This window comes from Nonomuraea sp. NPDC050404 (genome assembly GCF_040655495.1).
GTDB lineage: Bacteria > Actinomycetota > Actinomycetes > Streptosporangiales > Streptosporangiaceae > Nonomuraea.
On sequence record NZ_JBFAKB010000005.1, the window covers coordinates 508141 to 529577 of the forward strand.

Genomic DNA, 21437 nt, shown 5'->3' on the forward strand with positions numbered 1-21437 from the left:
AAGGCCCGCCGACGGGGCTGGCGTTATCCGTACATACCCGGCGCCGTCGCCGTGTGGTCGTTCACCGCGTGCATGGCGCCCTTGTCGTCGCGCCACAGTCTCCAGCCGTCCTGGCTGCCCGTGAACCAGGGGGGCGGGGTCGTGGCGGGGGAGACCCGCTTGCCGGTGCCGAGGTCGTACTCGCACAGGGCGGCCGTGGAGTAGAAGCCCGGCGCCTGGCCGCGCAGTGGCAGCGGCTTGGGGTCGGTGACGCAGAAGGACCAGCCGCGCTCCGCCTCCACCGCCACGGGCTTGCCCGAGACGAGGTCGAAGCTCGTGCCCTTGGCGCCGTGCTTGAGGAAGCCCAGCTTGTCCATGCGGTCGGGGAAGGCCAGCCACCAGCCGGAGCCGGGCACGTCGGCGGCGGTGACCTGGCCGACCACGCGCCCGCTCGCGGAGTCCAGCCGGGCGAAGCCGCCGTAGGAGCCCTGGCGGTCCACTGGGCGTACGACGGGGGCCAGGCCGGGGCTGCCACTGGGATAGACGCGTACGACCGAGGGCCGCATCCAGTTGATCGTCCCGTCGGCGATCTTGACGGAGAACAGCCCGAAGGTGGAGACCTTCTTGCTCTGCGGGTTGGTGTACGGGGCGACATATCCGACCAGGTCATCGCCTGTCCCGCCGAATGCCCATCCGCCCGACATGTCGATCCCCGGCCCCAGTGCCTGCTCGATCGGCTGCTGCCACTGGAGCTTGCCGGACTTGAGCTCGTACGACTCCACCATGGGGTTGGAGGCCAGCCGCAGCAGCAGGACCCGCTCCTGGTCGGACCACTCGACCTCGGAGATCCCCGGCAGTTTCCACATCTGCTTGCCGGTTGCCGGGTCGAGCACGACCGTGCGGGCGCCCGCCAGGGCGGTGTGCTCGGAGACGCAGACGTAGGGCCCGCAGCGCTGCGGGCCGAAGCTGGAGTGGATCGGCCGGGTCCACTTCTGCACGCCGGAGTGGGCGTCACGGGCGATGAGCAGGGCGTTCCAGCGGCCCTTCTTGGTCGGGTCGAGCGCGACGACCACGCCCTGCCCCTTGCCGGTCTCCATGATCGCGGGGGCGGAGACGCCCATTCCCGGCAGGCGGCCGGCCATCGTGGCGGGGTAGGCCCACAACCGCTTGCCATTGCTGAGGTCGACGGCGACGGTCTCCAGCGCGCCGTCGGGCTTCATGGAGGTGGCGGCGACGACCCCGCCTGCCACCATCATCCGGCTGACGGCGTTGACCTGGGAGTTGTGCCAGGTCGGGAATTTCGACGTGGCCGCGTCGCTGCCTGCGCAGGCGGTCACGGTCAGGGATCCTGCGAGGGTTCCGGCTAGGGCGAGGGACGGTTTCCAGAGGGGCCGGAGCACGGGCAATCCACTCCAAAGAGGACGGGGAGTGGCGACTCCGGAGCGGAGGGTGACCGGCCGGGGCCGCGCGGCCGTCAGGTGTCGTTGACTGCCTCGCCGAGTCGTCGCCGGAACAACGCCGCCCACTTTCCGTGCAGGCCCGTCGCCCGTCCGTCGACCCGGGTCGCGGTGACCTCGGTGCCGGGCTCCTCCGCGGCCGTAGCCGCCGCGAGGTAGATCGGTTGCAGTGCTTCGCCGCGCGCGGGGCGCGGCTCAGGCCACAGCCCCAACGCAGCGCACACCGAAGGTAGCACCGCGTAAGCGGCCTGCGCGTAACCTCGGTCAGATGGATGGAAACGATCGGGTCCGAACATTTCTGTCGGATTTGTATCGAATTCCGGGCCCAGGACGTCGGCGAAGGCCACCGTACGCGCGCCCGCGTCCACCACGGCCACCGTCTGCGCCGCGGCCAGCTGCCGGCTCCAGCGCCGCGTCACCCAGCGCAGCGGCTGCGCGATGGGCCGCACCGTGCCGAGGTCGGGGCAGGTGCCCACGACCACCTCGACGCCCGCGTCCCGCAACCGCCGCACCGCCTTGGTCAGATGCCGTACGGCGATCGCGGGCGGCGTCTGCGTGATGATGTCGTTGGCCCCCACGAAGATCACCGCCACGTCGGGCTCCATCGCCAGCGCCACGTCCACCTGCCCGCCCAGCTCGGCCGACGGCGCGCCGGACTTGCCCGCCACCACCAGCCGCACCGGCCGCTCGGCCACCGCGGCCAGGCCGCCGGCCAACAGCACGGCCGGCGTCTTGGCGGGGTCGGTCATGCCCAGGCCGACCGAGGTGGAGTCGCCGAGCATGGCCATCCTCAGCGGCTCGCCGGGATGGAAGCCGCCGTAGAGCCCATCGGATGGCGGGCCGTCCAGGCCGTGCGGGGTGCCGATGGCCTTGCGCGCGAGCAGCCCTTCCGCGATCAGGAGACCGTAGGCCGTGGCTCCCAGAGCCGTCAGCCCGCCTCCTCCGAGTGCCGCCGCGGCGGCGATCCTGCGCGCCGCGCGCGCCATTCCCGGTGCCCAGACCACGTACGTACCCCTCCCCGGTCGAACTCGGCGGTAGCGTTTGCTTGAAACTAACCGAGGTCCCGCCACCCCCATCGGACCTCGGCCTTGGACAAGCTGATCAAGCTTCGGCAAAGAAGGTGAGCACCTCGGTGCGCGTTTACGATTCCCTGGTTGACCTCATGGGGAACACCCCCCTGGTCAGGCTGAACAAAGTCACCGCGGGAGTGCCCGCCCAGGTGCTGGCCAAGGTCGAGTACTTCAACCCCGGAGGCTCGGTCAAGGACCGCATCGCCGTACGCATGATCGAGGCCGCCGAGAAGTCCGGCGAGCTGCGGCCCGGCGGCGTGATCGTGGAGCCGACCTCCGGCAACACCGGGGTCGGGCTCGCCATCGTGGCCCAGCGCAAGGGCTACCGGTGCCTGTTCGTGGTGCCCGACAAGGTGGCCCAGGACAAGATCGCGGTGCTGCGGGCGTACGGGGCCGAGGTCGTGGTCTGCCCGACCGCCGTCTCGCCCGACCACCCCGACTCCTACTACTCGGTCTCCGACCGGCTGGCCCGCGAGGTGCCGAACGCCTGGAAGCCCGACCAGTACTCCAACGTCAACAACCCCGAGTCCCACTACCACTCCACGGGCCCCGAGTTGTGGCAGGACACCGACGGCGGGATCACGCACTTCGTGGCGGGCATCGGCACCGGTGGCACGATCAGCGGCACGGGCCGCTACCTGAAGGAGATCTCCGGCGGGCGGGTGCGGATCATCGGGGCCGACCCCGAGGGCTCGGTGTACTCCGGTGGGTCCGGGCGGCCGTACCTGGTGGAGGGGGTCGGCGAGGACATCTGGCCGGCCACGTACGACACCGAGGTCTGCGACGAGATCATCGCGGTGTCCGACAAGGACTCCTTCAACATGACCCGCAGGCTCGCCCGCGAGGAGGGTCTGCTGGTCGGCGGCTCCTGCGGGATGGCCGTGGTGGCGGCGCTGCAGGTGGCGGCCGGGGCGGCGGCCGGCGACACGGTCGTCGTGCTGCTGCCGGACGGCGGCCGCGGCTACCTGTCGAAGATCTTCAACGACGACTGGATGGCCGACTACGGCTTCCTGATCACCAGCTCCGACGAAGGGCTGGTCGGTGACGTGCTGTCGCGTAAGGGGCCGGGTATGCCGGAGTTCGTGCATGTTCATCCGCACGAGTCGGTCGGCACGGCCATTCAGATCATGCGCGAGTACTCGGTGTCCCAGCTGCCGGTGATGAAGGAGGAGCCGCCGGTCATGGCGGCGGAGGTGGTCGGTTCCATCGTCGAGCGCGATCTCCTCGAAGCCCTCTATCACGGCCGGCTCTCCTCCGATGATCCGATCGCCGATCACATGTCCGCGCCGCTACCCACGATCGGCAATGGTGAACCTGTGGCGCGTGCGGTTGAAGCGCTGGAGAAGGCGGATGCGGCTGTTGTGCTGGAAGACGGCAAGCCCTCCGGGCTGCTGACCAGGCAGGACCTGCTCGCCTTCCTCGCCAACCACTGATCGTCAAGGGCTGAGCGGGAACTCGGCGATCGCTTCCCACTGACCCGGCAGGACCCGCTCGCCTTCCTCGCCAACCACTGATCGTCAAGGGCTGAGCGGGAACTCGGCGATCGCTTCCCACTGACCCGGCAGGACCCGCTCGCCTTCCTCACCGACCACTGATCGTCAAGGGCTGAGCGGGAACTCGGCGATCACTTCCCAGGCGCCCTCGGGCGACGGGCCCGCATAGAGCCTGCCGCCCAGCGCCTCCACCCGTTCGGCCATGCCGACCAGCCCGAACCCGCCGCCCAGCCGCGACACCCGAGGGTCCGAGCCGGACCCGAAGTTGCGTACCCGCAGCACCACGACCCGTTCGTAGCGCCGCAGGTCCGCCTCCACCCAGGCGGTGCGGGCGGCATGCTTGCGGATGTTCGTCAGGGCCTCCTGCATCACCCGGTGCAGGGTCGTCATGACCTCGGGCGCCAGCGTGTGGTCGTCGAGGCCCTGCCCGATCTCGAAGGCCACCTTGGGCCCGTCCGCCGAGAACCGGTCGGACAACATCCGCAGGTCGGCCAGCGCGATGCCGGGCTTGCGGGCCGCGTCGTCCTCCGTGCGCAGCACCGCGACCATGCGCCGCATCGAGGTCAGCGCGTCGGAGCCGGCCGTCGCGATCGCGTCCAGGGCGGGCGCCACCGCCTCCGGTCTGGTCTCGGCGACCGTACGGGCGGCCTGGGCCTGTACGACGATGCCGGTGATGTGGTGGGCGACCAGGTCGTGCAGCTCCCTGGCCAGCTCCAGGCGCTCGGCCCGGCGTACCGAATGGACGGCCATGTTACGGCGCTCCTGCTGGAAGCGCAGGTAGGCGCCGATGCCGGCGGCCGTGGACCAGCTCGCGAACAACATGAACGCGATGATCAGGCCCGAGTTCTGGTACTCGCGCCCGTTCGCCTCCCACATCAGCACGACGAGCGCCACGCACGCCAGCGTCGCGGCCAGGCGGACCGGCTCCACGTGCCGCAGCACCCCGATGATCAGGATGAGCAGCGCGCCCGTCTCCGCCAGGCCCGGCGCGCCGACCCACCCGGTGACCCCCATGAGCAGGGAGATGCCGAACGACGTGCTCATCAGGGCGCAGAACCCCACCACCCGGTACCTGCGCCGCAGGGCCACGGCCACCATGCCGCCCACGCCGCACATCACCACGAGCCACTGCAGGGGCCCGATGGTGACGGCGAGCACGAGGTCGAGCATGAGCAGCATGAGCAGCCAGCCGTACATCGCGATCTCGCTCAGCCGGCGGACCCAGTACAGGATGCGTTTGGAATCACCCACGACCTCGAGCCTAAGCCGGAGGTCGGACATGTCGTATCAACCGTTCGGCCGAGGAGACCCCGCAGAGACCAGCCCTTAAGCGGAGGCGGCGGGCGGGAGGCATCGCTGATCCTGGAGGTGTCGGAAAGGGGATAGACATGGTTGCCATCGGGTTCGCGCTGCTGGGCGCCGGACTGGTCGTCGCGGTGCTGCTCGCACTGGCCGACCCCGTACTGCTCTCCCGGATCAACGGGGAGCACGCGGAGGGCGGCAGCGGCCGGTTCATCAAGGCGGACGTCGTACGGCTCCCGCCCGGGCCGGGCGAGAACCGTCACGACCGTAACGGCGGTCACGAGCGTCGTCACGAGCGTCGTCACGAGCCCAAGGCGGCCTGACCGGCACGGCTCGCGCGGGCATGGTGTGCGAGCCACACGGGAGGTTGTGGGGACGATCTCCCGTGAGCGGCCCGCGATCCCGTTGGGGAACGGATCGCGGGCCGTCTTCCGTTAACGTGGCCTGTATGAGCAACGGTTTTGAGACCCTGGCCATCCACGCAGGTCAGGAGCCCGACCCCCTGACCGGTGCGGTCGTGCCGCCGATCTACGCCACCTCCACCTACAAGCAGGACGGCGTGGGCGGGCTGCGTTCCGGATACGAATACAGCCGCTCGGCCAACCCCACCAGGACCGCGCTCGAAACCGCGCTGGCCGCCGTCGAGGGCGGGGCGCGGGGGCTGGCGTTCGCGTCCGGGCTGGCCGCCGAGGACACGCTGCTGCGCGCGGTCTGCAAGCCGCAGGATCACGTGATCATTCCGAACGACGCGTACGGCGGCACCTACCGGCTGTTCGCCAAGGTGCACGAGCGCTGGGACCTGCACTACGACCCGGTCCCGCTGCACGACCTCGACGCCGTGGCCGCGGCGATGACGCAGAAGACGAAGGTGGTCTGGGTCGAGACGCCCACCAACCCGCTGCTCGGCATCGCCGACATCGCCGCGCTGGCCCGGCTCGCCCACGACAACGGGTCCCTGCTGGTCGTGGACAACACCTTCGCCTCGCCGTACCTGCAGCAGCCGCTCTCCCTGGGGGCGGACGTCGTCGTGCACTCGACGACCAAGTACGTGGGCGGGCACTCCGATGTGGTGGGCGGCGCGCTGGTGGCCGCCGACGCCGGGCTCGGCGAGGAGTTGACCTACCACCAGAACGCTATGGGGGCGGTGGCGGGGCCGTTCGACGCCTGGCTGACGCTGCGCGGGCTCAAGACTCTGGGCGTACGCATGGACCGCCACTGCGACAACGCCGAACGCGTCGTCGACCTGCTGCTCGCCCACCCCCGGGTCACCGAGGTGCTCTACCCGGGCCTGGCCGAGCACCCCGGGCACGAGGTGGCGGCCAAGCAGATGCGCCGCTTCGGGGGCATGGTCTCCTTCCGGGTCGCCGGGGGCGAGGCGGAGGCCGTGGCGGTGTGCGATCGGGCCAGATTGTTCACGTTGGGGGAGTCGCTCGGGGGCGTCGAGTCGCTCATCGAGCACCCGGGCAGGATGACGCACGCGTCGGCGGCGGGGTCGCCGCTGGAGGTGCCCGCCGACCTGGTGCGGCTGTCGGTCGGCATCGAAACCATCGACGACCTCCTCACCGACCTCACCCAGGCCCTCGGCTGACCCCAGGTTCCGGGGGAAGACAACCAGGTTGCTGGGCGACGACCACCAGATCATTCAGGGACGGCCATCAGGTCGTTCAGGGACGGCCACCAGGTCATTCAGGAACGGCCATTAGGTCGTTCAGGGACGGCCATCAGGTCATCCAGAGACGACCACTCGGTCATTCAGGGACGACCATGGGGGCCTTCGGAGATGACCATCAGGTCATTCGGGGACGACCATCAGGAAGAGGATCACCAGCCAGATCACGGACAACAGCCCGCTGATCGCCGCGATCCGCCCGCTCTGCGCCTTCGCATCGTCGTCCGGGCTTTCACTCGAAAGCGCCTGGACGGCGGTGCGAAGGTCGCGGTCGATGATCACCAGCATCACGGCGGCCACGATGAACAGCGTCATCGACGCCGTCATGTACCACCGGCCGAGCATTCCGTTGCCGAGCACCACGCCGAGCGCCAGCCCGAACACGAGGACGCCCAGGCTGGCGAGGCTGTAGATCCTCGTGATGCGCTGGATGAACTGCAGCGCGGGCACGTTCTTGGTACGGATGGCGCGTGGCGCGCTCATCGTCGCGGCGGTGACGGGCCCGATCGTGAAGATGGCGAACCCGATGTGCAGCCAGAGAAGCAGGGACATGCGGAGAGACTAGTCCCCGACGATCTCGCCGGGGGACTCGACACTCTCTTTGCTCTCTGCGGAGCAGCGCAAGCACAACTCCGAGGACACCACCGCGATGATCATCAACACGATGAGGAGAACCGTGGCTATCATGGCTCCTCCTTCTTCCCCGTTGCGGACGTAAATATCGTCCGTAATGACTAGACGGCTGTGCAACGGAATAAGTTCGGCGCGGGTATGGTTGTTCACCGCCGCTTTTTCCTTACCGTTTGGGCACAAGGAGGTGCCGTCCGTGGCCATCAGGCACGTCGAGCCGTACACCGACGAATGGCTGCAGCAGCCGATCAGCTACGTGCAGCAGGTCGTTGACCTGCTCGGGGCTGAGGTCGCCGATTGGTGGGACGGCCCGTGCGATCCCCGTGACGCCACGCTGAAGCTCACCGACGGCGCCGCGCTGGTGTGGGACGAGGAGAGCGGCTGGCGCCTGGGCGCGTTCGTCTCGGGCGGCCGCGGCCGGCACACGGAACTGTCCGGCGTACGCTACCTCGGCCACGGCCTGCTGCCCCGGCCGCAACGCGTACCCACGGCCCTGAACGACGCCAGGGCGGGCGTCGGCGCAAGCTCAGCCTGGCGCCCCTGCTACCGCTCCCACCGCAACTGCCGCGACGGCTTCGACATAGCCCTCGACTTCTACACCCCCGCCCCATAACCCCCCAAATACCCCGCCCACCTGCATGGGCCTCCGCACGGCACGCGCTACGCGCGAATCGGCTACGGACTCCCCTTACGGGGGAGCCGAGCCCCCTTGCCGGGGGTCTCCCGCCCCCCGGACCCCCGAGCCTGGGCCCCGTCCGGTGTCGGCGCTGAGTCACTTGGAGAAGAGGGGCGGCGAACGCCACCCGTTCGCATGGTCAGTCTGAGAACGTGCCTGCGATGATCGCGATGCTCTGGCGGTCGGCGCGGAGAACGGCTATCCCGTAGTCCATCGAGCAGTCGTCCTGGCCGTGCCAGTCGGAGGTGTAGGACAGCAAGCTGATTTCCTACTCCTTTGATAATATCCTCAGCATGGCTGAGAGTCCGTACAACGTTGGTGAGGGCCCTGCGACGCGGGTCAGCCTCTCTCTGCCCGAAGGCACGGCGGAGGCGATTCGCCGCCGTGTGGGAAAGCGGGAGTTTTCCTCGTTCATCACCGCGGCGGTGGAGCGTGAGCTACGCGGTCAGATACTCGATGAATACCTCGCCGACCAGGAACGCCGTGTCGGCCCGATTCCTGATCACGACCAGCAGCGTGCGCGTCAAGTGTTCGACGAAGTGTTCGCGGAGGAGAGCGAGTGGCGCGCCGCCGGTTGACGCACAAGGGCACTCTCGTCCTTGACTGTGCCGGGTTGTCGAAGTTCATCGACGATGAGACAACAGTCAGCGCCATGGTCGCGGAGGCACGTAGCCGGGACGTGGAAGTGGTGATCAGCGCTCTAACGATCATCGAGGCCGCCCACCGCCGCACGAACAGGTCGCGCCTCACCTGGCTGCTGTCCGGCATGCGCATCGTGCACATCGGGGAGGAGGAAGCGAAGGCGGCCTCCGACCTCCTGGCGGCTGCGGGCCTGCATGGCCACACGTATGCGATCGATGCTGCCTTGGCGGAAATGGCGCTACGGCAACCGAAGCCGGTCGTCATGCTGACTTCCGACATCGACGACATGAAGAAGCTGTGCGGCGATCGGGTGCACCTCGTCGCGGTGTAGCCGCTCCTTGGTCCAGAGCTCGCTCTTGTCGGTCTCCTTCTGTCGGCAACTACCGATGGAGTACCAGCAGGATGTGCTCGTCCTCGTCGTGCCACACCGTCCCCTCCCGCTGGAACCCGTGCTTCTCCAGCAGCCGCACCGACGCGGTGTTCTCATGGAACGGATCGGCGTACAGCGGCCGGTTTTGCTCCTTCTGGAGGAAGAGCTCCATGGCGCGGGAGCCGATGCCCCGGCCCCAGAACGCCTGCCCGAACCAGTAGCCGGTGAAGCGCCGGTCCTCCTCCCACCAGGCCACCACGTTGCCCGCCAGCTCATCGCCCACCATGACCGCCTGCACGAACACGGTTGGGTCGCCGAGGACGCGGGTCTTCCAGTGGCGCATGAACGCCTCCCGCTCCCGTGGCGGGAACTTCGAGCGCCGTACGGCCTCCGGGTTGTGCTCCTGCTCCAGGAACACCTCCAGGTCGGCCTCCGTCACGTCCCTCAGCAGCACAGGTGAGTCCATGTCGGGTGAGTCTGCCATCCGGCGCCGACAGTTCTGCTCGGTCCGAGGTCGGAAGGGCCGGGGTGAGGAGGCGATCAGGCGGTTGCCGGGGTCAGTAGCCGGTGCCGCGTCCCAGCGGGCCGAAGGCCACGTCCTTCTCCTGGCGCAGCACCCGCCCGTCCGCCCCGTACGCCGTCACCGTGACCGGCGGCGAGTGCAAGATCTTGTACGGCTCGCCCGCCGCGTCCTCCCCCTGTTGTTCGGGATCGGGCACCAGCTTTCCCAGGATGCGGACGATGAAGAACCCGTTCTCGATCCGCGCCTCAGTACGCCGCCCGTCCGCCCAGTCCACCTCCACCCGCCGCACCGCGTCGCTGACCCGCCCGACGACGACCCGGTAGTAGTCGTCCTTCTGGGTCAACTGCTTCCCGATCGTGTACGAGTGCGCGTGCGAGGTGTAGGCGTCCACCTGGAGATCGCCCGAGAAGGCCGTCCGGTCCCCGGGAGCCTTGAACCCCCAGAACGTGAAGACCGCCCGTTCGGCCATGTCCGGCTGATTGGTCGGCGTGCACAGGACGAAGCCGGCGTCGCTGCCCACCAGCGCCGTCACCCCGCCCTCGTCCCGGTACTCCGCCAGCACCCGGAAGGCGTCGGCCGAGCCGTGCTCGGGGATGCGCCGGTTCCCGTCCATGTTGTGCACAGGACCGCCCTGCGGCATGCACTCGCGTACGAGACCCAGCTGCTCGGGGGTGTTGGCCGGCAGGGTCGCCAGGTGGGCGGCGGTGTCGGGGGTGCCGGAGTGGGAGGGCGCGAGCATCGGCGCGACGACCGCGGCGGCGGCCAGGCCCGCGAGGCCCGCCACGGACCAGGCGGTCAGGGTACGGCGGCGGCGTCGCGAGAAGGTGCGCGCGGTGAGGGCGAGCGGATCCGCCGGAGCGGCCTCGTCGGCCATCAGGCGAAGCTCTTCGGCGATCCGGCGTTCGTCGATGGTCATCGCAGGTCCTCCAGGGAGACGCGCTCGCCGACCAGCCGGCGCAGGCGGGTGATGGCTTGGTGGGTCTGGCTGCGTACGGTGCCGACCGAGCAGCCCATGATCCTGGCGACCTCCGACTCGGAAAGGTCCTCGTAGTAGCGCAGCACCAGCACTGCCCGTTTTCGGGCAGGCAGGACGCGTAACGCCTCGGCCAGGGTGACGCGGGTCTCGACCTCTGACGTGCGGTCGTCCACGCCCTGGTCGGGAGGCGTCCGGAGAACCCGCTCCCGGCCCCAGCGCGCGCTGCGCCACCGCCCGACTTGTTCGTGATACATAACCCGCCGCACATACGCCTCCGGACTGTCGCGGATGCGCCGCCAGTGTCCGGCCGTCTTGGCCAGCGCCGTCTGCAGCAGGTCCTCGGCGGAGTGCTGGTCGCCGGTCAGCACGTACGCGAGCCGGATCAGGCTGTCGGAGCGGCTCGCGACGAACTCCGTGAAGGCCCGCTGGTGGTCAGGGTGCAAGGGGTTCTCCTCGTGTCTCGCACCCTTAGACGGATCGCGGCCCCGCAATCTATGGCGTCATGGATTGCGGGGCTGTGGCGTCAGCGGGCGCGGCGGAGGCGGAGGAAGTCGCTGACGACGTACTCGCCCAGCCGTTCCGCGCTCGGGGAGAAGACGCGGCCGCCGTTCCTGCGGGCCACCTCGTCCACGAACTCCTTCAGCCGGTCGTCGGCCGCCAGCATGAAGATGTTGATCGTGGCGCGCCGCCGCGTCATCTTGTCCACCTCGGACAGCGTGAGCTCCAGCGTCTCGTGCGAGGGCGGCCACTCGAACGCCGAGCGGCCGTTGCGCAGGAGGTGGGCCGTGGGCTCGCCGTCCGTGACCACCAGCACCACCGGCTCGAAGTCGGGGTGGCGGTCCAGGTGGCGGCCGGCGATGAGCAGGGCGTGGTGCAGGTTCGTGCCCTGGACCATGTCCCAGTCGAGGCCCGCCAGCTCGTCGGGCTGCAGCACCCTGGCGTAGTTGGAGAAGCCGATGATCTGCACGGCGTCCTGCGGGAACTTGGAGGCCACCAGCGCCTGCAGGGCCAGCGCCGTCTGCTTGGCGGCGGCCCAGGTGCCGCGCAGGGCCATCGAGTACGACAGGTCCACCAGCAGGCAGACGGCCGCGGCGCTGCGGCGTTCGGTCTCGGACACCTCGAAGTCGTCCACGGACAGCCGCACGCCGGGCCGGTCACGGCTGACGCCGCCACTGCGCACGCCGTTGACCAGCGTGCGTACGACGTCGATCGGCTGCTCGTCGCCGAAGTGCCAGGGCCGCGACGAGCCGGTCAGCTCGCCGGCCGAGCCCGCGTCGCGCTGGTCGTGGTCGCCGCGGCGGCCCGCGTCGAGGGTGGAGAAGACCCGGCGCAGCGCGGTCTCGCCCAGGCGGCGCACCGCCTTGGGGGTCAGCTCCAGCTTGCCGCGGCGGCGCAGCAGGTAGCCCTGCTCCTCCAACTCCCGTTCGATCCGCTTGAGCGCCTCCAGGTCGTCCACGGCGGAGCGGCCGAGCGCGCGGCGTACCGCGGCCTCGTCGATGTCGTCGAGCCGCGCGCCCGGGTAGTCCTGGCGCAGGGCGGTTTCGAGCTGGGTGAGGTCGGCCAGCTCCTCCAGCGCGGTCACGGCGTCGCCCATGCCCAGCGGCTCGTCGCCGGTCAGGCGTTCGGGGGCGTTCCAGGCCAGGTCGGGGCGGCGGGAGTAGAGGGCCTCGCCGAGGCGGCGCATCTGGTCGGACAGGCCCGCCTGGTCGAGGGTCTGGTTGATGAGGTTGCTCAGCTCCTCGCGCTGGCGCGGGGTCATCGAGGCCAGCATGCGCTGCGTGGCGGCGGCGCGGCGGGCCAGGATGTCGATGAGCTCGTCGAGGTTGCGGGGCCGCTCGGGGAACAGGTCGCCATATTTCGACATAAAGGAGTCAAAGTCGGCCTGGGTGTGCTCGCCCCGCGAGTCCTTGTCGAGCATGTCGTTCAGGTCCGCCATCATCTGGCGGACCCGTTCCATCGCCTGCGGGTCGGGGTTGGCCAGCGCGTCGCGCAGGCCCCTGAACTGGCTGTCCAGGACCTCCCTGCGCAGCAGGGCGCGCAGCTCCTCGAAGGTCTGGCGGGCCGCGTCCGAGCGCCACTCGTACGTGCTCAGCTCCTGGATGGCGCTGGCCGTGTCCTCGGGCAGCGCGTCCAGTCCCGTCTCCCGCAGCCGCGCGTCGTCCGACGGGTCGGGGAACAGCTCGGCCCGCTCCTGCCCGATCGCCTTGTCGAGCAGCGCCCTGGCCCGCTCCAGCGTGCCGTCCAGGCGCCCGCGCTCGCGCAGGTCACGGCGGCGCCTGCGCACCTCCCTGAGCATGTCGTCGAGGCCGCGCCGCTCCTGGGAGCCGGGCAGGCCGCGCTTGAGCAGGTCGCGCAGGGCGTGCACCGGCGTCGAGCCCGACAGGATGGCGTCGCCCATCTCGTCGAGGGCCGCGCGTACGTCATAGGGAGGGGCCAGGGGGTCAGGGCCGTCGTGGTACTCGCCATAGCGAAAGGCCATCACGGAACCACGCTAACCCCACAAAGGCCTCAATGTGTGGGTTCGGGCCTCACCCTGGGCTCGCGTGGGTTCGGGGCGTCTCCCAAACCGTGTGGGTTCGTTCGGGTTCAGGCGTCATGGGTTCAGGCGTCATGGGTTCAGGCGTCAGAGGTTCAGGCGTCACAGGTTCAGGCGTCGCCGAAGAACTCCCACACCTCGTGCAGGGAATCCACGTTCGGGCTGTAGCCGATCTGGGCCAGTACGGGGTGCCGGGCGCTCTTCAGCGCTTTCGTGAGGTCCGTCCACTCGCACTGCTTCTTGCCGAGCCCGTCCTTGCCCGCGTTCACGGGCTTGCCGGCCAGCCAGCCGTCCCCGCACGTGGCAGTGGTGCGGTAGAAGCCCGTCGCGTACGTGTAACCGAGCTTGATCTTCTTGCCGCCGCCGCGCGGCGCGAACTCGACGGCCGTGTCGCTGATCCGCTTGATCGTGCCCCAGGCCGTTCGCGGGGCGGGCCGGTCGGGGACCAGGATCTCGCTGACCCGCGTGGCCTTGCCGCCCCGGTACTCCACGCGCACGGGCACGGGGCCGCGTCCGAGCGTGGCGGTCAGGTCGGCGGTCGCGCACTCCGTGCGTCCCAGCCCTTTGCCGTCCACGGCGACCCGGCCCTCGGTCTCCACCAGGTCACATGCGACCGTGACCCGCCGGTACGCGGCCTTGGTGTAGTCGAGCCGCAGTTCCTTGGCCCCGGCGCGGGTCTTGAGCGCATGGGTCGTGCGCGTCGGACGGGTGGCGGACTTGGGCAGGACCCGCAGGTGCCCCTTTCCGTCATCCCAGGCGAAGCCGTACGCGGACGTGGCAGCGGCCTGGGCGGGGACGGTGAGCGTGCCCAGGACAAGAGCGGCGGTGGTGGCACAGACAAGCAGGCGCGGCATGGGCGGCCTCCCCCGAGGAAACATCAGTTACCACTATGACGTGGGAGACCGCCGGTTTGTTCACGTTCGGTAAACGGTCACTCCGTCAAGGTCTTCCTTGGACAGCCGCCGCATCAGGTAAAGCCCTTCAAGGGTGAACTCCAGCGCCGCCGCCGCATGCCCCGGCGACTCCTCGCCCGCGCCCATGCCCAGCCGCGACATGACCTTGGCCAGACCGGCGACGGGACCGATGCGGTGCAGCAGATCCCCGGCCGGCACCAGCTCGCCGGACTCCACCTGGTTGCCCTCCGCGAACTTGTCCGTCAGCGCGGACAGGTCCATGCCGCCCAGCCGGCTCCTGAACGTCTCGGCCGTCGCCCGCCGCAGCAGGTGGGACAGGATCTCGGTCTCCCTGCCCTCCTCGCTGACCTCGAACTCCACCTTGCCACGCAGGCTGTGCACCACGCTGCCGAGATCGACCACGCGGGCGACGGGCCGCTCCTCGCCCTTGATCGCCGCCCGGCGCACGGCCGAGGCGGCCGCGGTCTCGGCCGCGGCGATGGCGAAACGGGCGGACACGCCGGAACGGGCGTCCACGGCGGTCGATTCGCGGACCAGCCGGGTGAACCGGGCGATCGCCTCGACCAGGTGTTCGGGAACGTCGGCCCCGATGTCGGGCATGGCCTCCTGGCGGATGAGCGTGAGCTCGTCCTCGACGGTCTGCGGGTAGTGGGTGCGGATCTCCGCGCCGAACCGGTCCTTCAGCGGCGTGATGATCCGGCCCCTGTTGGTGTAGTCCTCGGGGTTGGCGCTGGCGATGAGCAGGATGTCCAGTGGCAGCCGCAGGTTGTAGCCGCGTACCTGGATGTCGCGCTCCTCCAGCACGTTGAGCAGCGAGACCTGGATGCGCTCGGCGAGGTCGGGCAGCTCGTTGACGGAGAAGACGCCGCGGTTGGTGCGCGGGACGAGACCGTAGTGGACCGTCTCGGGGTCGCCCAGCCGGCGCCCTTCGGCGATCTTGATGGGGTCGACGTCGCCGATCAGGTCGCCCACGGAGGTGTCGGGCGTGGCGAGCTTCTCCCCGTAGCGCTCGTCCCGGTGCCGCCACGCGACCGGCAGCTCCTCGCCCAGCTCCCGCGCCAGCGCCTGGCAGCGCGTGCAGGCCGGCGCGTACGGGTGATCGTTGATCTCGCAGCCCTCGACCACCGGCGTCCACTCGTCGAGCAGGCCCGTGACCGTACGGATGAGCCGGGTTTTGCCCTGGCCGCGCTCACCGAGCAGGACCAGGTCGTGACCGGCGAGCAGGGCCCGCTCCAGATGGGGCAGGACGGTGTCGTCGAAGCCCACGATGCCGGGGAAGCGGGGTTCGCCCGCGCGCAGCCTGGCCAGCAGGTTTTCCCGGACCTCGGCCTTGACGGTGCGATGAACGTGGCCGCTCTCTCGCAACTCGCGGAGAATACGTGGCTGATGCACGGGATCGAGACTACGTCCCCTGCGAGGAATGTGGCAGGGACTTTCGCATCTGGCGGAGATTTCGGATCTTGACTATTGCGTGACGGTTCGTGGGCGTGCTTGTCCCTTTAGTGGGGAGAATCGGGCCTAGGGAACTTGGACATGTCGAGGGAGGCGAGATCCGTGGCCGTGATGACAAGCCGCTTCGCCGACGGCCTCGCCGTGGGTTCCGACCTGGTGGAGGCCGCGGAGAACGCCGTCGGCCAGGCACTGTCGAGGCTCAACGGCCAAGCCGACTTGGTCTGCTTCTTCATCTGTGGCGACGACCCCGACGACGTCGCGCGGGCCGGTCAGGCCGCGATGAAGCTCGCACCCGAGGCGCACGTGGTCGGATGCAGCGCCACGGGGGTGATCGGGGACGGCCAAGGGGTGGAACTGACCCCGGCCGTGAGCGCGTGGGCGGCGACCCTGGAGGGGGCGCGGCTGACCACGTTCGCACTGGAGACGCTGACGGCCGAGGACAGGTTCGTGGTGGTCGGGCTGCCCGAGCGCAGCGGGGACGACCACGTGGGGATCCTGCTGGCCGATCCGTACAGCTTTCCGACCGACGCCTTCGTCGAACGTTCGGTCGATGTGCTGGGCGACCTGCCGCTGATCGGCGGGCTGGCCAACGGGCTGCAGGGCCGGGGCTCGGTACGGCTGTTCGCCGACGGCGAGATCTACACCGAGGGCGCGATCGGCGTGCTGCTCAGCGGCCCGGTCAAGATCAGCACGGTGGTCAGCCAGGGCTGCCGCCCGATCGGGCCGAGCATGGCCGTCACCGCGTCGGAGGACAACCTGCTGCTGGAGCTGGCCGGGCAACCGGCGCTGGCCCGGCTGGAGGAAATTGTCAGCGAGCTCGACGAGGACGACCGCGAGCTGGTCGCCTCGGGGCTGCAGATCGGGCTGGCCATGGACGAGTACGCCGAACGCCACGAACGCGGAGATTTCCTCATCAGGGGGGTCATCGGCATCGATCCGGAGCGCGAGGCCGTGGCCATCGGGGACATCGTGGAGGTCGGCAGGACCGTGCGCTTCCAGGTCCGCGACGCGGCCACCGCCGACGAGGACCTGTACGACCTGCTCGACGCCCACCGCGAAGAGCTGGGCAAGGTGGACGGGGCACTGCTGTTCACCTGCAACGGGCGGGGCTCGGCCATGTTCGGCACCGCCGACCACGATCCCGTCGCGCTGCGCGACACGCTCGGGCCCATCGGGGTGGCGGGCTTCTTCGCGGCCGGGGAGGTGGGGCCGGTGGCGGGGCACAACCACGTACACGGGTTCACGGCGTCGGTCCTGGTCTTCTCCAGCACGGCGGGCGGCCCATGACGCCGCCTGGTCTTCTCCAGCTCCGCAGGCCCATGACGCCGTTCAGCCGTTCGCGCAGGCTGCTCGTGGCGCCGTCCGGTCGCCCGTGATACTCGCGATCGACATAGGCGGCACCAAACTGGCCGCCGGTCTGGTCGGCCACGACGGGACGGTGGCGGAGGTCCGGCGTGCCGCCACGCCTCAGGGCGCGGACGCCGAGACCCTGTGGCGTGCCCTCACCGACCTCATCTCACCGTTGGGCGTGAGTGGCGTCGAGGGTGTAGGGGTGGGCTGTGGCGGGCCGATGACCTGGCCCGATGGGGTCGTCTCGACGCTGAACATCCCCGGCTGGCGCGGCTTCCCGCTGCGTGCGCGGCTGGCGGCGCGCTTCCCCGGCCTTCCGGTACGCCTCCACAACGACGCGATCTGCCTGGCCGTGGCCGAGCACTGGAGAGGGGCCGGGCGGGGGTACGGCGACATGCTCGGCATGGTGGTGTCCACGGGGGTGGGAGGCGGGCTGATACTGAACGGCCGCCTGGTCCACGGGCGCACGGGCAACGCCGGGCACATCGGTCATGTGGTGGTCGAGCCGGAGGGCGGGCCCCGCTGCGGTTGCGGCGGTCACGGCTGCCTGGAGGCCGTCGCCAGAGGCCCGGCACTGGCCATGTGGGCGTTGGAGCAGGGTTGGACGCCCGGTGCGGCGTCGGCGTCGGGCGGTGCGGCCCTGCCCGGCGGTGCCACGACGCTCGTCAGCGTCGGTGTGGAGGATCGGGCGGTGACGGCGCGCGGGCTGGCGGCGGACGCGCGGGCCGGGGGTCCGGTCGCGGTACGGGCCATGCGCCGGGCGGGCCGGGCACTGGGCATCGCCATCGCCTCCACCACGCACCTGTGCGACCTGGATCTGGTCACCATCGGCGGCGGGCTGTCCCAGGCCGGGGAACCGCTGTTCGGCCCGCTGGAGGAAGCTCTGCGCGAACACGCCAGGATGGAGTTCGCCCGCCGCGTCAAGGTCCTGCCCGCCGCCCTGGGCCAGGAGTCCTGCCTCATCGGCGCCGCCGCCCTGCTCCTGGCCGGCGACGCCTACTGGCCCACCTGAAAGCGAAGCCCCGCCCGGACGCGGAGGCCCAGCGAAAAGCTGCGGCTCAGGGGAGGGCAGGGGCTGCAGGGGCTCAGGAGGAGGCAGGGGTTCAGGGGAAGGTGGAGGCCCGGCGGCCCTTGCTGCTCGGGAAGGGCCGCCGGGCTCGTACGGGACGGGACGCTCAGCCTTCCTTGCTGGTCAGGCCGGGCCCTTCCTCCGTGCCCGAGTCGTTCGAGGGCCCGGAGTCCTGCTGCGAGGTCCCGCCGTCGGAAGCCGGCGGAACCGGCATCGAGGTCGGCTCGCACGCCGAGACCTCACCCTGGACGAGCTCCAGCGTGGTGGCGAACGGCGGCCTGTCGTCGCCGTCCTTGCTCTTGGAGACGGTCAGCACCAGCGTGGACCCGTCCGGCACCTGCCCCTTCCCGATCTTGAACGCGATCCCGCTGCCGCCCGGCCCGACCCCGATACCGGCCTGGAACGGCCCGGAGCCACCTCCGTGCGCACCGCGCGGCTGCTTGCAGGTCTGGCCCTGCGGCAGGTAGTCCACCACCGCCTTGACCCCGGCCGCGGCCAGCTCCGACTCCAGCCCCTCGGGATCGGTGAACGCCCGCACCTCCACGCTCACCCCGCCGTCGGCGTCCTTGGTCACCGCGTAAGCAGGCCCGCCGACCAGCCCGGTCGCCAGGACCACCGCCGTGGCCGCCGCCGCGACCCCCGCCAGCGCGGCGGACAGCCCCACAAGGCGCCTGGAGCCGCGCCGTACCGGTGCCGGTGTCGTAGTGGTCATCTTGTCCTCCGCAGTCCTCGTCGTGATCTCTTCCTTGAGTGCACTGAGAAGGCGATCTTCGAAGTTGCTCATGCCTTTCCTTCCAGATACACGGCCGAGGGCGAAGAGAAGTGTTCGAGGGCGCGCCTGGCCCTGTGCAAGCGGACTCGCGCGGTCACCTGCCTGATGCCCAGCGACTTGGCGGCTTCGGTGACGGTGAGCTGGTCGATCGCCACGAGCTCCAGCACCGCGCGCTCGCCCTCCGGCAGGCCCTCCATGGCCTCCAGAGCGCTGCGCATCTGGCGCTCGGCGTCGATCCGCTCCTCCATCCTGGCCAGGTCGTCGTCGTCCATCAGACGTCGCCCGGCCAGCCGGCCGGTCGCCCGCGCCTCCCGTGCGGCCCTGCGGTGCTGGGCCGACACGACGTTGCGCGCGATGCCGTACAGCCAGGCGATCTCGCTGCCGCGTCCGGCGACGTAGGTGTCCGCCGAGTCCAGAACCGCCAGGAAGATGTCCGCCGTGAGGTCGGCGGCGAGGTGAGGGTCGCTCACCCGCCGGACCACGAAACGCAGCACGGCATCGACGTGGCGGCGATAGAAGGCCTCAAAGGCCACAGGGTCTTCATTGAGGCGCACTGGCCTCGCTCCCTTCGTCGTTCGCCCTTACACCAGTACTTGGACCGGGCGACGAGAAGCGTTTCCCCGCAGGTCAGGCGGGTCGGCGGGGCTGGTGGAGCCAGGCGTCGAAGAGCGCGTCGAGTTCCTTGCCCGACAGGCGCTCGGCGAGGGCGGTGAACTGCTCCGTGGTGACGTTGCCGTGGCGGTGCTCGGCGGCCCACGTCCTGAGCAGGGCGAAGAAGGTGTCGTCGCCGATCTCCTTGCGCAGGGCGTGCAGCGTCATGCCGCCGCGCGTGTAGACCGAGGAGTTGAACAGGTCGTCGGGCTTGGCCCGGCCGGGGGGATACTGCCACATCGGGTCGTTTTCCGGCCGTTTGCGCAGCTCCTGGAAGGTGGCCTCCGCGCTCTTCCTGCCCTTGTGCTCCGACCACAGCCACTCGGCGTAGGTGGCGAAGCCCTCGTTGAGCCAGAGGTCCTTCCAGCGCTTGACGGTCAGGCTGTTGCCGAACCACTGGTGCGCCAGCTCGTGCGCGATGATCGTCTCGTCGGGGTCGAAGCCTCCGTAGAGCGGTTTGGTCTGGTTCTCCAGCGCGTAGCCAGCGGCGTAGTCGTCCACCACGCCGCCCGTCGAGGAGAACGGGTAGGGCCCGAACACCGTGGCCCAGTGGTCGGTGATCTCGCCGGACAGCGTGTAGAGCGAGTCGAGCGAGCTCTTGTACTTGGGGTCGGCGGCGGCCAGGTTGGGGATGCCGGTGGCGGTCGTGCCGGTACGCAGGTCGAACTTGCCCAGCGTGGCCGTGGCCAGGTAGGTCGCCATCGGATGGCCCTCGCGCCAGCGGTAGGTCGTCTTGCCGCCGGCGGTGGTGGGCTGCCCGGCCATCTCGCCGTTGGCCAGGGCGGTCAGCCCTTCCGGCACGGTGATCGCGAAGTCGAACGTGGCCTTGTCGGCGGGATGGTCGTTGTTGGGGAACCAGGTCTTGGAGCCGTTGGGCTCGGAGGCCACGAACGCGCCGTCGGCGGTCGGGATGAACCCGTACGTGCCCAGGTTGGCGCTGTCCTTGGCCGGCTTGGGCATCCCGGAGTAGGTGACCCTGACCGTGAAGGGCGCGCCCTCGCCGATCACGCCGCCGGGCCGTACCGTCAGCTCATCGCCCTTCCTGCTGAACGTCGCGGGGGAGCCGTCCACGGCGACCTCGCGCACGTCGAGCCCGGTCAGGTCGAGGTTGAAGCTGGACAACTCCTGGGTGGCGGCGGCCCGGACGGTGGTCACGCCGTCGAGCCGCTTGGTGGCCGGCGTGTAGTCGATCGCCAGGTCGTAGTGGGTGACGTCGTAGCCGCCGTTGCCGTCCTGGGGGAAGTCGGTGTCGCCGATGCCGGGCGCGCCCGCTCGGGAGTCGGCCACGGGGGTGGTGCCGGGCGGCGGCTCGTCGGCGGGGGAGCAGGCGAGCACGCTGACGAGCGCCGCCAGCATGGCCACCCGGCGTCTGTTGGCACGCATGGTCGACGGGCCCCCTTCGTTTCGTGGCCAGAATATTACGCTGAGTCAGGCATTGACTACGACTGTCCTGGCGGCCTTGTCGTGCAGGGCCTGCTTGCGGGAGTCGAAGAGGATCCAGCCCAGGTCCAGCAGGGAGCCGATGCAGCAGACCCATTCCAGCACGGTCGCCACGGCCTGCCGGACCGCCGCCTGCCCTACGCCTATTCTTCCGCCGTACTCCGACACGACCCGGATGCCGAACAGTTTCTTGCCGAGAGTCTGACCATCCCAGAAGGCGTGCAGCAGCCAGAAATACAGGAACGCCACGAGACCGGCCAGGAAGGTGTGCTCCACGGGGAAGCGGTCCCAGGCTCCTTTGCTCTCGTCCCAGACGTAGTCCCAGGTCGTCCAGCTGAAGGGCGCGGTGACGACATTGACGATGAGCCAGTCGAGGACGCCGGCGAACAGTCGTCGCCAGCGTCCTGCCAGCCCTGGTGGCGGCAATCCCATGATGTCTGGATGACCACCACTAAGTGGGGACAAA

At 69.9% G+C, this 21437-nt stretch carries 23 protein-coding genes; 8 read left to right on the forward strand and 15 right to left on the reverse strand.

Annotation, left to right across the window (positions count from 1 at the left end; all coding sequences use genetic code 11):
• Positions 1–23: 23 nt before the first annotated feature.
• Both AB0I81_RS16655 and AB0I81_RS16660 read right to left on the reverse strand, forming a co-directional pair.
• On the reverse strand, positions 24–1316 hold the full coding sequence (locus AB0I81_RS16655; RefSeq protein ID WP_360656871.1) for a PQQ-binding-like beta-propeller repeat protein: 1293 nt from the start codon (positions 1314–1316) through the stop codon (positions 24–26).
• A 137-nt stretch (positions 1317–1453) separates the two neighbouring features.
• Positions 1454–2440: an SGNH/GDSL hydrolase family protein gene (locus AB0I81_RS16660; RefSeq protein WP_360656874.1), complete on the reverse strand. Its 987-nt coding sequence runs from the start codon at positions 2438–2440 to the stop codon at positions 1454–1456.
• 128 nt (positions 2441–2568) lie between these two features.
• Between AB0I81_RS16660 and AB0I81_RS16665 the strand changes: the two genes are divergently transcribed.
• Positions 2569–3939 carry a cystathionine beta-synthase gene (locus AB0I81_RS16665; RefSeq protein ID WP_360656877.1) on the forward strand — a complete coding sequence of 457 codons (1371 nt, stop codon included), beginning with the start codon at positions 2569–2571 and terminating at the stop codon, positions 3937–3939.
• A gap of 165 nt (positions 3940–4104) precedes the next feature.
• Here AB0I81_RS16665 and AB0I81_RS16670 read toward each other — a convergent pair whose 3' ends face one another.
• Positions 4105–5250, reverse strand: a complete 1146-nt coding sequence (locus tag AB0I81_RS16670) for a histidine kinase (protein ID WP_360656880.1) — start codon at positions 5248–5250, stop codon at positions 4105–4107.
• A gap of 137 nt (positions 5251–5387) precedes the next feature.
• Here AB0I81_RS16670 and AB0I81_RS16675 point away from each other — a divergent pair, with 137 nt between their 5' ends.
• Both AB0I81_RS16675 and AB0I81_RS16680 read left to right on the forward strand, forming a co-directional pair.
• Positions 5388–5624, forward strand: a complete 237-nt coding sequence (locus AB0I81_RS16675) for a hypothetical protein (RefSeq protein ID WP_360656883.1) — start codon at positions 5388–5390, stop codon at positions 5622–5624.
• A gap of 125 nt (positions 5625–5749) precedes the next feature.
• Positions 5750–6889 carry a cystathionine gamma-synthase gene (locus tag AB0I81_RS16680; protein WP_360656886.1) on the forward strand — a complete coding sequence of 380 codons (1140 nt, stop codon included), beginning with the start codon at positions 5750–5752 and terminating at the stop codon, positions 6887–6889.
• 204 nt (positions 6890–7093) lie between these two features.
• On the opposite strand, the gene AB0I81_RS16685 is transcribed toward AB0I81_RS16680, so the two are convergent.
• Entirely contained in the window at positions 7094–7522 is a 429-nt protein-coding gene (locus AB0I81_RS16685) for a DUF2269 family protein (protein ID WP_360656889.1), read from the reverse strand.
• 9 nt (positions 7523–7531) lie between these two features.
• Positions 7532–7657, reverse strand: a complete 126-nt coding sequence (locus AB0I81_RS16690) for a hypothetical protein (RefSeq protein WP_360656892.1) — start codon at positions 7655–7657, stop codon at positions 7532–7534.
• Positions 7658–7796: 139 nt separating this feature from the next.
• Between AB0I81_RS16690 and AB0I81_RS16695 the strand changes: the two genes are divergently transcribed.
• From AB0I81_RS16695 to AB0I81_RS16705, 3 genes are all read left to right on the forward strand, one after another.
• Positions 7797–8213, forward strand: coding sequence for a DUF6292 family protein (locus AB0I81_RS16695; RefSeq protein WP_360656895.1), 417 nt, complete (start codon positions 7797–7799; stop codon positions 8211–8213).
• A gap of 356 nt (positions 8214–8569) precedes the next feature.
• Positions 8570–8854 (forward strand): hypothetical protein, encoded by a 285-nt coding sequence (locus AB0I81_RS16700; protein ID WP_360656898.1) that lies wholly within the window; start codon positions 8570–8572, stop codon positions 8852–8854.
• Positions 8855–8889: 35 nt separating this feature from the next.
• Complete coding sequence (locus tag AB0I81_RS16705; protein WP_360656901.1) at positions 8890–9249, forward strand: DNA-binding protein; 360 nt, start codon at positions 8890–8892, stop codon at positions 9247–9249.
• Positions 9250–9298: 49 nt separating this feature from the next.
• On the opposite strand, the gene AB0I81_RS16710 is transcribed toward AB0I81_RS16705, so the two are convergent.
• The 6 genes from AB0I81_RS16710 to AB0I81_RS16735 all read right to left on the reverse strand — a co-directional run bounded on the left by AB0I81_RS16710 (position 9299) and on the right by AB0I81_RS16735 (position 15629).
• The gene (locus tag AB0I81_RS16710; protein ID WP_360656904.1) at positions 9299–9754 is read right to left on the reverse strand and encodes a GNAT family N-acetyltransferase; all 456 of its coding nucleotides are present in this window, start codon (positions 9752–9754) and stop codon (positions 9299–9301) included.
• Between the two features lie 91 nt (positions 9755–9845).
• Entirely contained in the window at positions 9846–10727 is an 882-nt protein-coding gene (locus AB0I81_RS16715) for a hypothetical protein (protein ID WP_360656907.1), read from the reverse strand.
• Positions 10724–11230 (reverse strand): SigE family RNA polymerase sigma factor, encoded by a 507-nt coding sequence (locus AB0I81_RS16720; protein ID WP_360656910.1) that lies wholly within the window; start codon positions 11228–11230, stop codon positions 10724–10726. The genes AB0I81_RS16715 and AB0I81_RS16720 overlap by 4 nt, the downstream gene beginning before the upstream one ends.
• Before the next feature lie 80 nt (positions 11231–11310).
• Positions 11311–13266, reverse strand: a complete 1956-nt coding sequence (locus tag AB0I81_RS16725) for a hypothetical protein (protein WP_360656913.1) — start codon at positions 13264–13266, stop codon at positions 11311–11313.
• A gap of 167 nt (positions 13267–13433) precedes the next feature.
• Positions 13434–14177, reverse strand: a complete 744-nt coding sequence (locus AB0I81_RS16730) for a hypothetical protein (protein ID WP_360656916.1) — start codon at positions 14175–14177, stop codon at positions 13434–13436.
• A 60-nt stretch (positions 14178–14237) separates the two neighbouring features.
• Positions 14238–15629 carry a sigma 54-interacting transcriptional regulator gene (locus AB0I81_RS16735; RefSeq protein WP_360656919.1) on the reverse strand — a complete coding sequence of 464 codons (1392 nt, stop codon included), beginning with the start codon at positions 15627–15629 and terminating at the stop codon, positions 14238–14240.
• A 171-nt stretch (positions 15630–15800) separates the two neighbouring features.
• Between AB0I81_RS16735 and AB0I81_RS16740 the strand changes: the two genes are divergently transcribed.
• Both AB0I81_RS16740 and AB0I81_RS16745 read left to right on the forward strand, forming a co-directional pair.
• Entirely contained in the window at positions 15801–16976 is a 1176-nt protein-coding gene (locus AB0I81_RS16740; protein ID WP_360657205.1) for an FIST N-terminal domain-containing protein, read from the forward strand.
• An 85-nt stretch (positions 16977–17061) separates the two neighbouring features.
• Positions 17062–18051, forward strand: coding sequence for an ROK family protein (locus tag AB0I81_RS16745; protein ID WP_360656922.1), 990 nt, complete (start codon positions 17062–17064; stop codon positions 18049–18051).
• Between the two features lie 163 nt (positions 18052–18214).
• Here the strand turns inward: AB0I81_RS16745 and AB0I81_RS16750 are convergent, their stop codons facing one another.
• The 4 genes from AB0I81_RS16750 to AB0I81_RS16765 form a co-directional block, all read right to left on the reverse strand.
• Positions 18215–18820, reverse strand: a complete 606-nt coding sequence (locus tag AB0I81_RS16750) for a hypothetical protein (protein ID WP_360656925.1) — start codon at positions 18818–18820, stop codon at positions 18215–18217.
• 68 nt (positions 18821–18888) lie between these two features.
• A complete protein-coding gene (locus tag AB0I81_RS16755) occupies positions 18889–19413 on the reverse strand; it encodes an RNA polymerase sigma factor (protein WP_360656928.1) in 525 nt (174 codons plus the stop codon).
• Positions 19414–19507: 94 nt separating this feature from the next.
• Positions 19508–20914 carry a M1 family metallopeptidase gene (locus tag AB0I81_RS16760; RefSeq protein WP_360656931.1) on the reverse strand — a complete coding sequence of 469 codons (1407 nt, stop codon included), beginning with the start codon at positions 20912–20914 and terminating at the stop codon, positions 19508–19510.
• A 45-nt stretch (positions 20915–20959) separates the two neighbouring features.
• The gene (locus AB0I81_RS16765) at positions 20960–21403 is read right to left on the reverse strand and encodes an RDD family protein (RefSeq protein ID WP_360656934.1); all 444 of its coding nucleotides are present in this window, start codon (positions 21401–21403) and stop codon (positions 20960–20962) included.
• Positions 21404–21437 lie beyond the last annotated feature (34 nt).

Bases quoted from the DNA above. Each gene is read 5' to 3' on its own strand.
- AB0I81_RS16675 (WP_360656883.1), top strand. From the start codon at position 5,388: ATGGTTGCCATCGGGTTCGCGCTGCTGGGCGCCGGACTGGTCGTCGCG.
- AB0I81_RS16680 (WP_360656886.1), top strand. From the start codon at position 5,750: ATGAGCAACGGTTTTGAGACCCTGGCCATCCACGCAGGTCAGGAGCCC.
- AB0I81_RS16685 (WP_360656889.1), bottom strand. From the start codon at position 7,522: ATGTCCCTGCTTCTCTGGCTGCACATCGGGTTCGCCATCTTCACGATC.
- AB0I81_RS16690 (WP_360656892.1), bottom strand. From the start codon at position 7,657: ATGATAGCCACGGTTCTCCTCATCGTGTTGATGATCATCGCGGTGGTG.
- AB0I81_RS16700 (WP_360656898.1), top strand. From the start codon at position 8,570: ATGGCTGAGAGTCCGTACAACGTTGGTGAGGGCCCTGCGACGCGGGTC.
- AB0I81_RS16710 (WP_360656904.1), bottom strand. From the start codon at position 9,754: ATGGACTCACCTGTGCTGCTGAGGGACGTGACGGAGGCCGACCTGGAG.
- AB0I81_RS16715 (WP_360656907.1), bottom strand. From the start codon at position 10,727: ATGACCATCGACGAACGCCGGATCGCCGAAGAGCTTCGCCTGATGGCC.
- AB0I81_RS16725 (WP_360656913.1), bottom strand. From the start codon at position 13,266: ATGGCCTTTCGCTATGGCGAGTACCACGACGGCCCTGACCCCCTGGCC.
- AB0I81_RS16730 (WP_360656916.1), bottom strand. From the start codon at position 14,177: ATGCCGCGCCTGCTTGTCTGTGCCACCACCGCCGCTCTTGTCCTGGGC.
- AB0I81_RS16740 (WP_360657205.1), top strand. From the start codon at position 15,801: ATGACAAGCCGCTTCGCCGACGGCCTCGCCGTGGGTTCCGACCTGGTG.
- AB0I81_RS16750 (WP_360656925.1), bottom strand. From the start codon at position 18,820: ATGACCACTACGACACCGGCACCGGTACGGCGCGGCTCCAGGCGCCTT.
- AB0I81_RS16760 (WP_360656931.1), bottom strand. From the start codon at position 20,914: ATGCGTGCCAACAGACGCCGGGTGGCCATGCTGGCGGCGCTCGTCAGC.
- AB0I81_RS16765 (WP_360656934.1), bottom strand. From the start codon at position 21,403: ATGGGATTGCCGCCACCAGGGCTGGCAGGACGCTGGCGACGACTGTTC.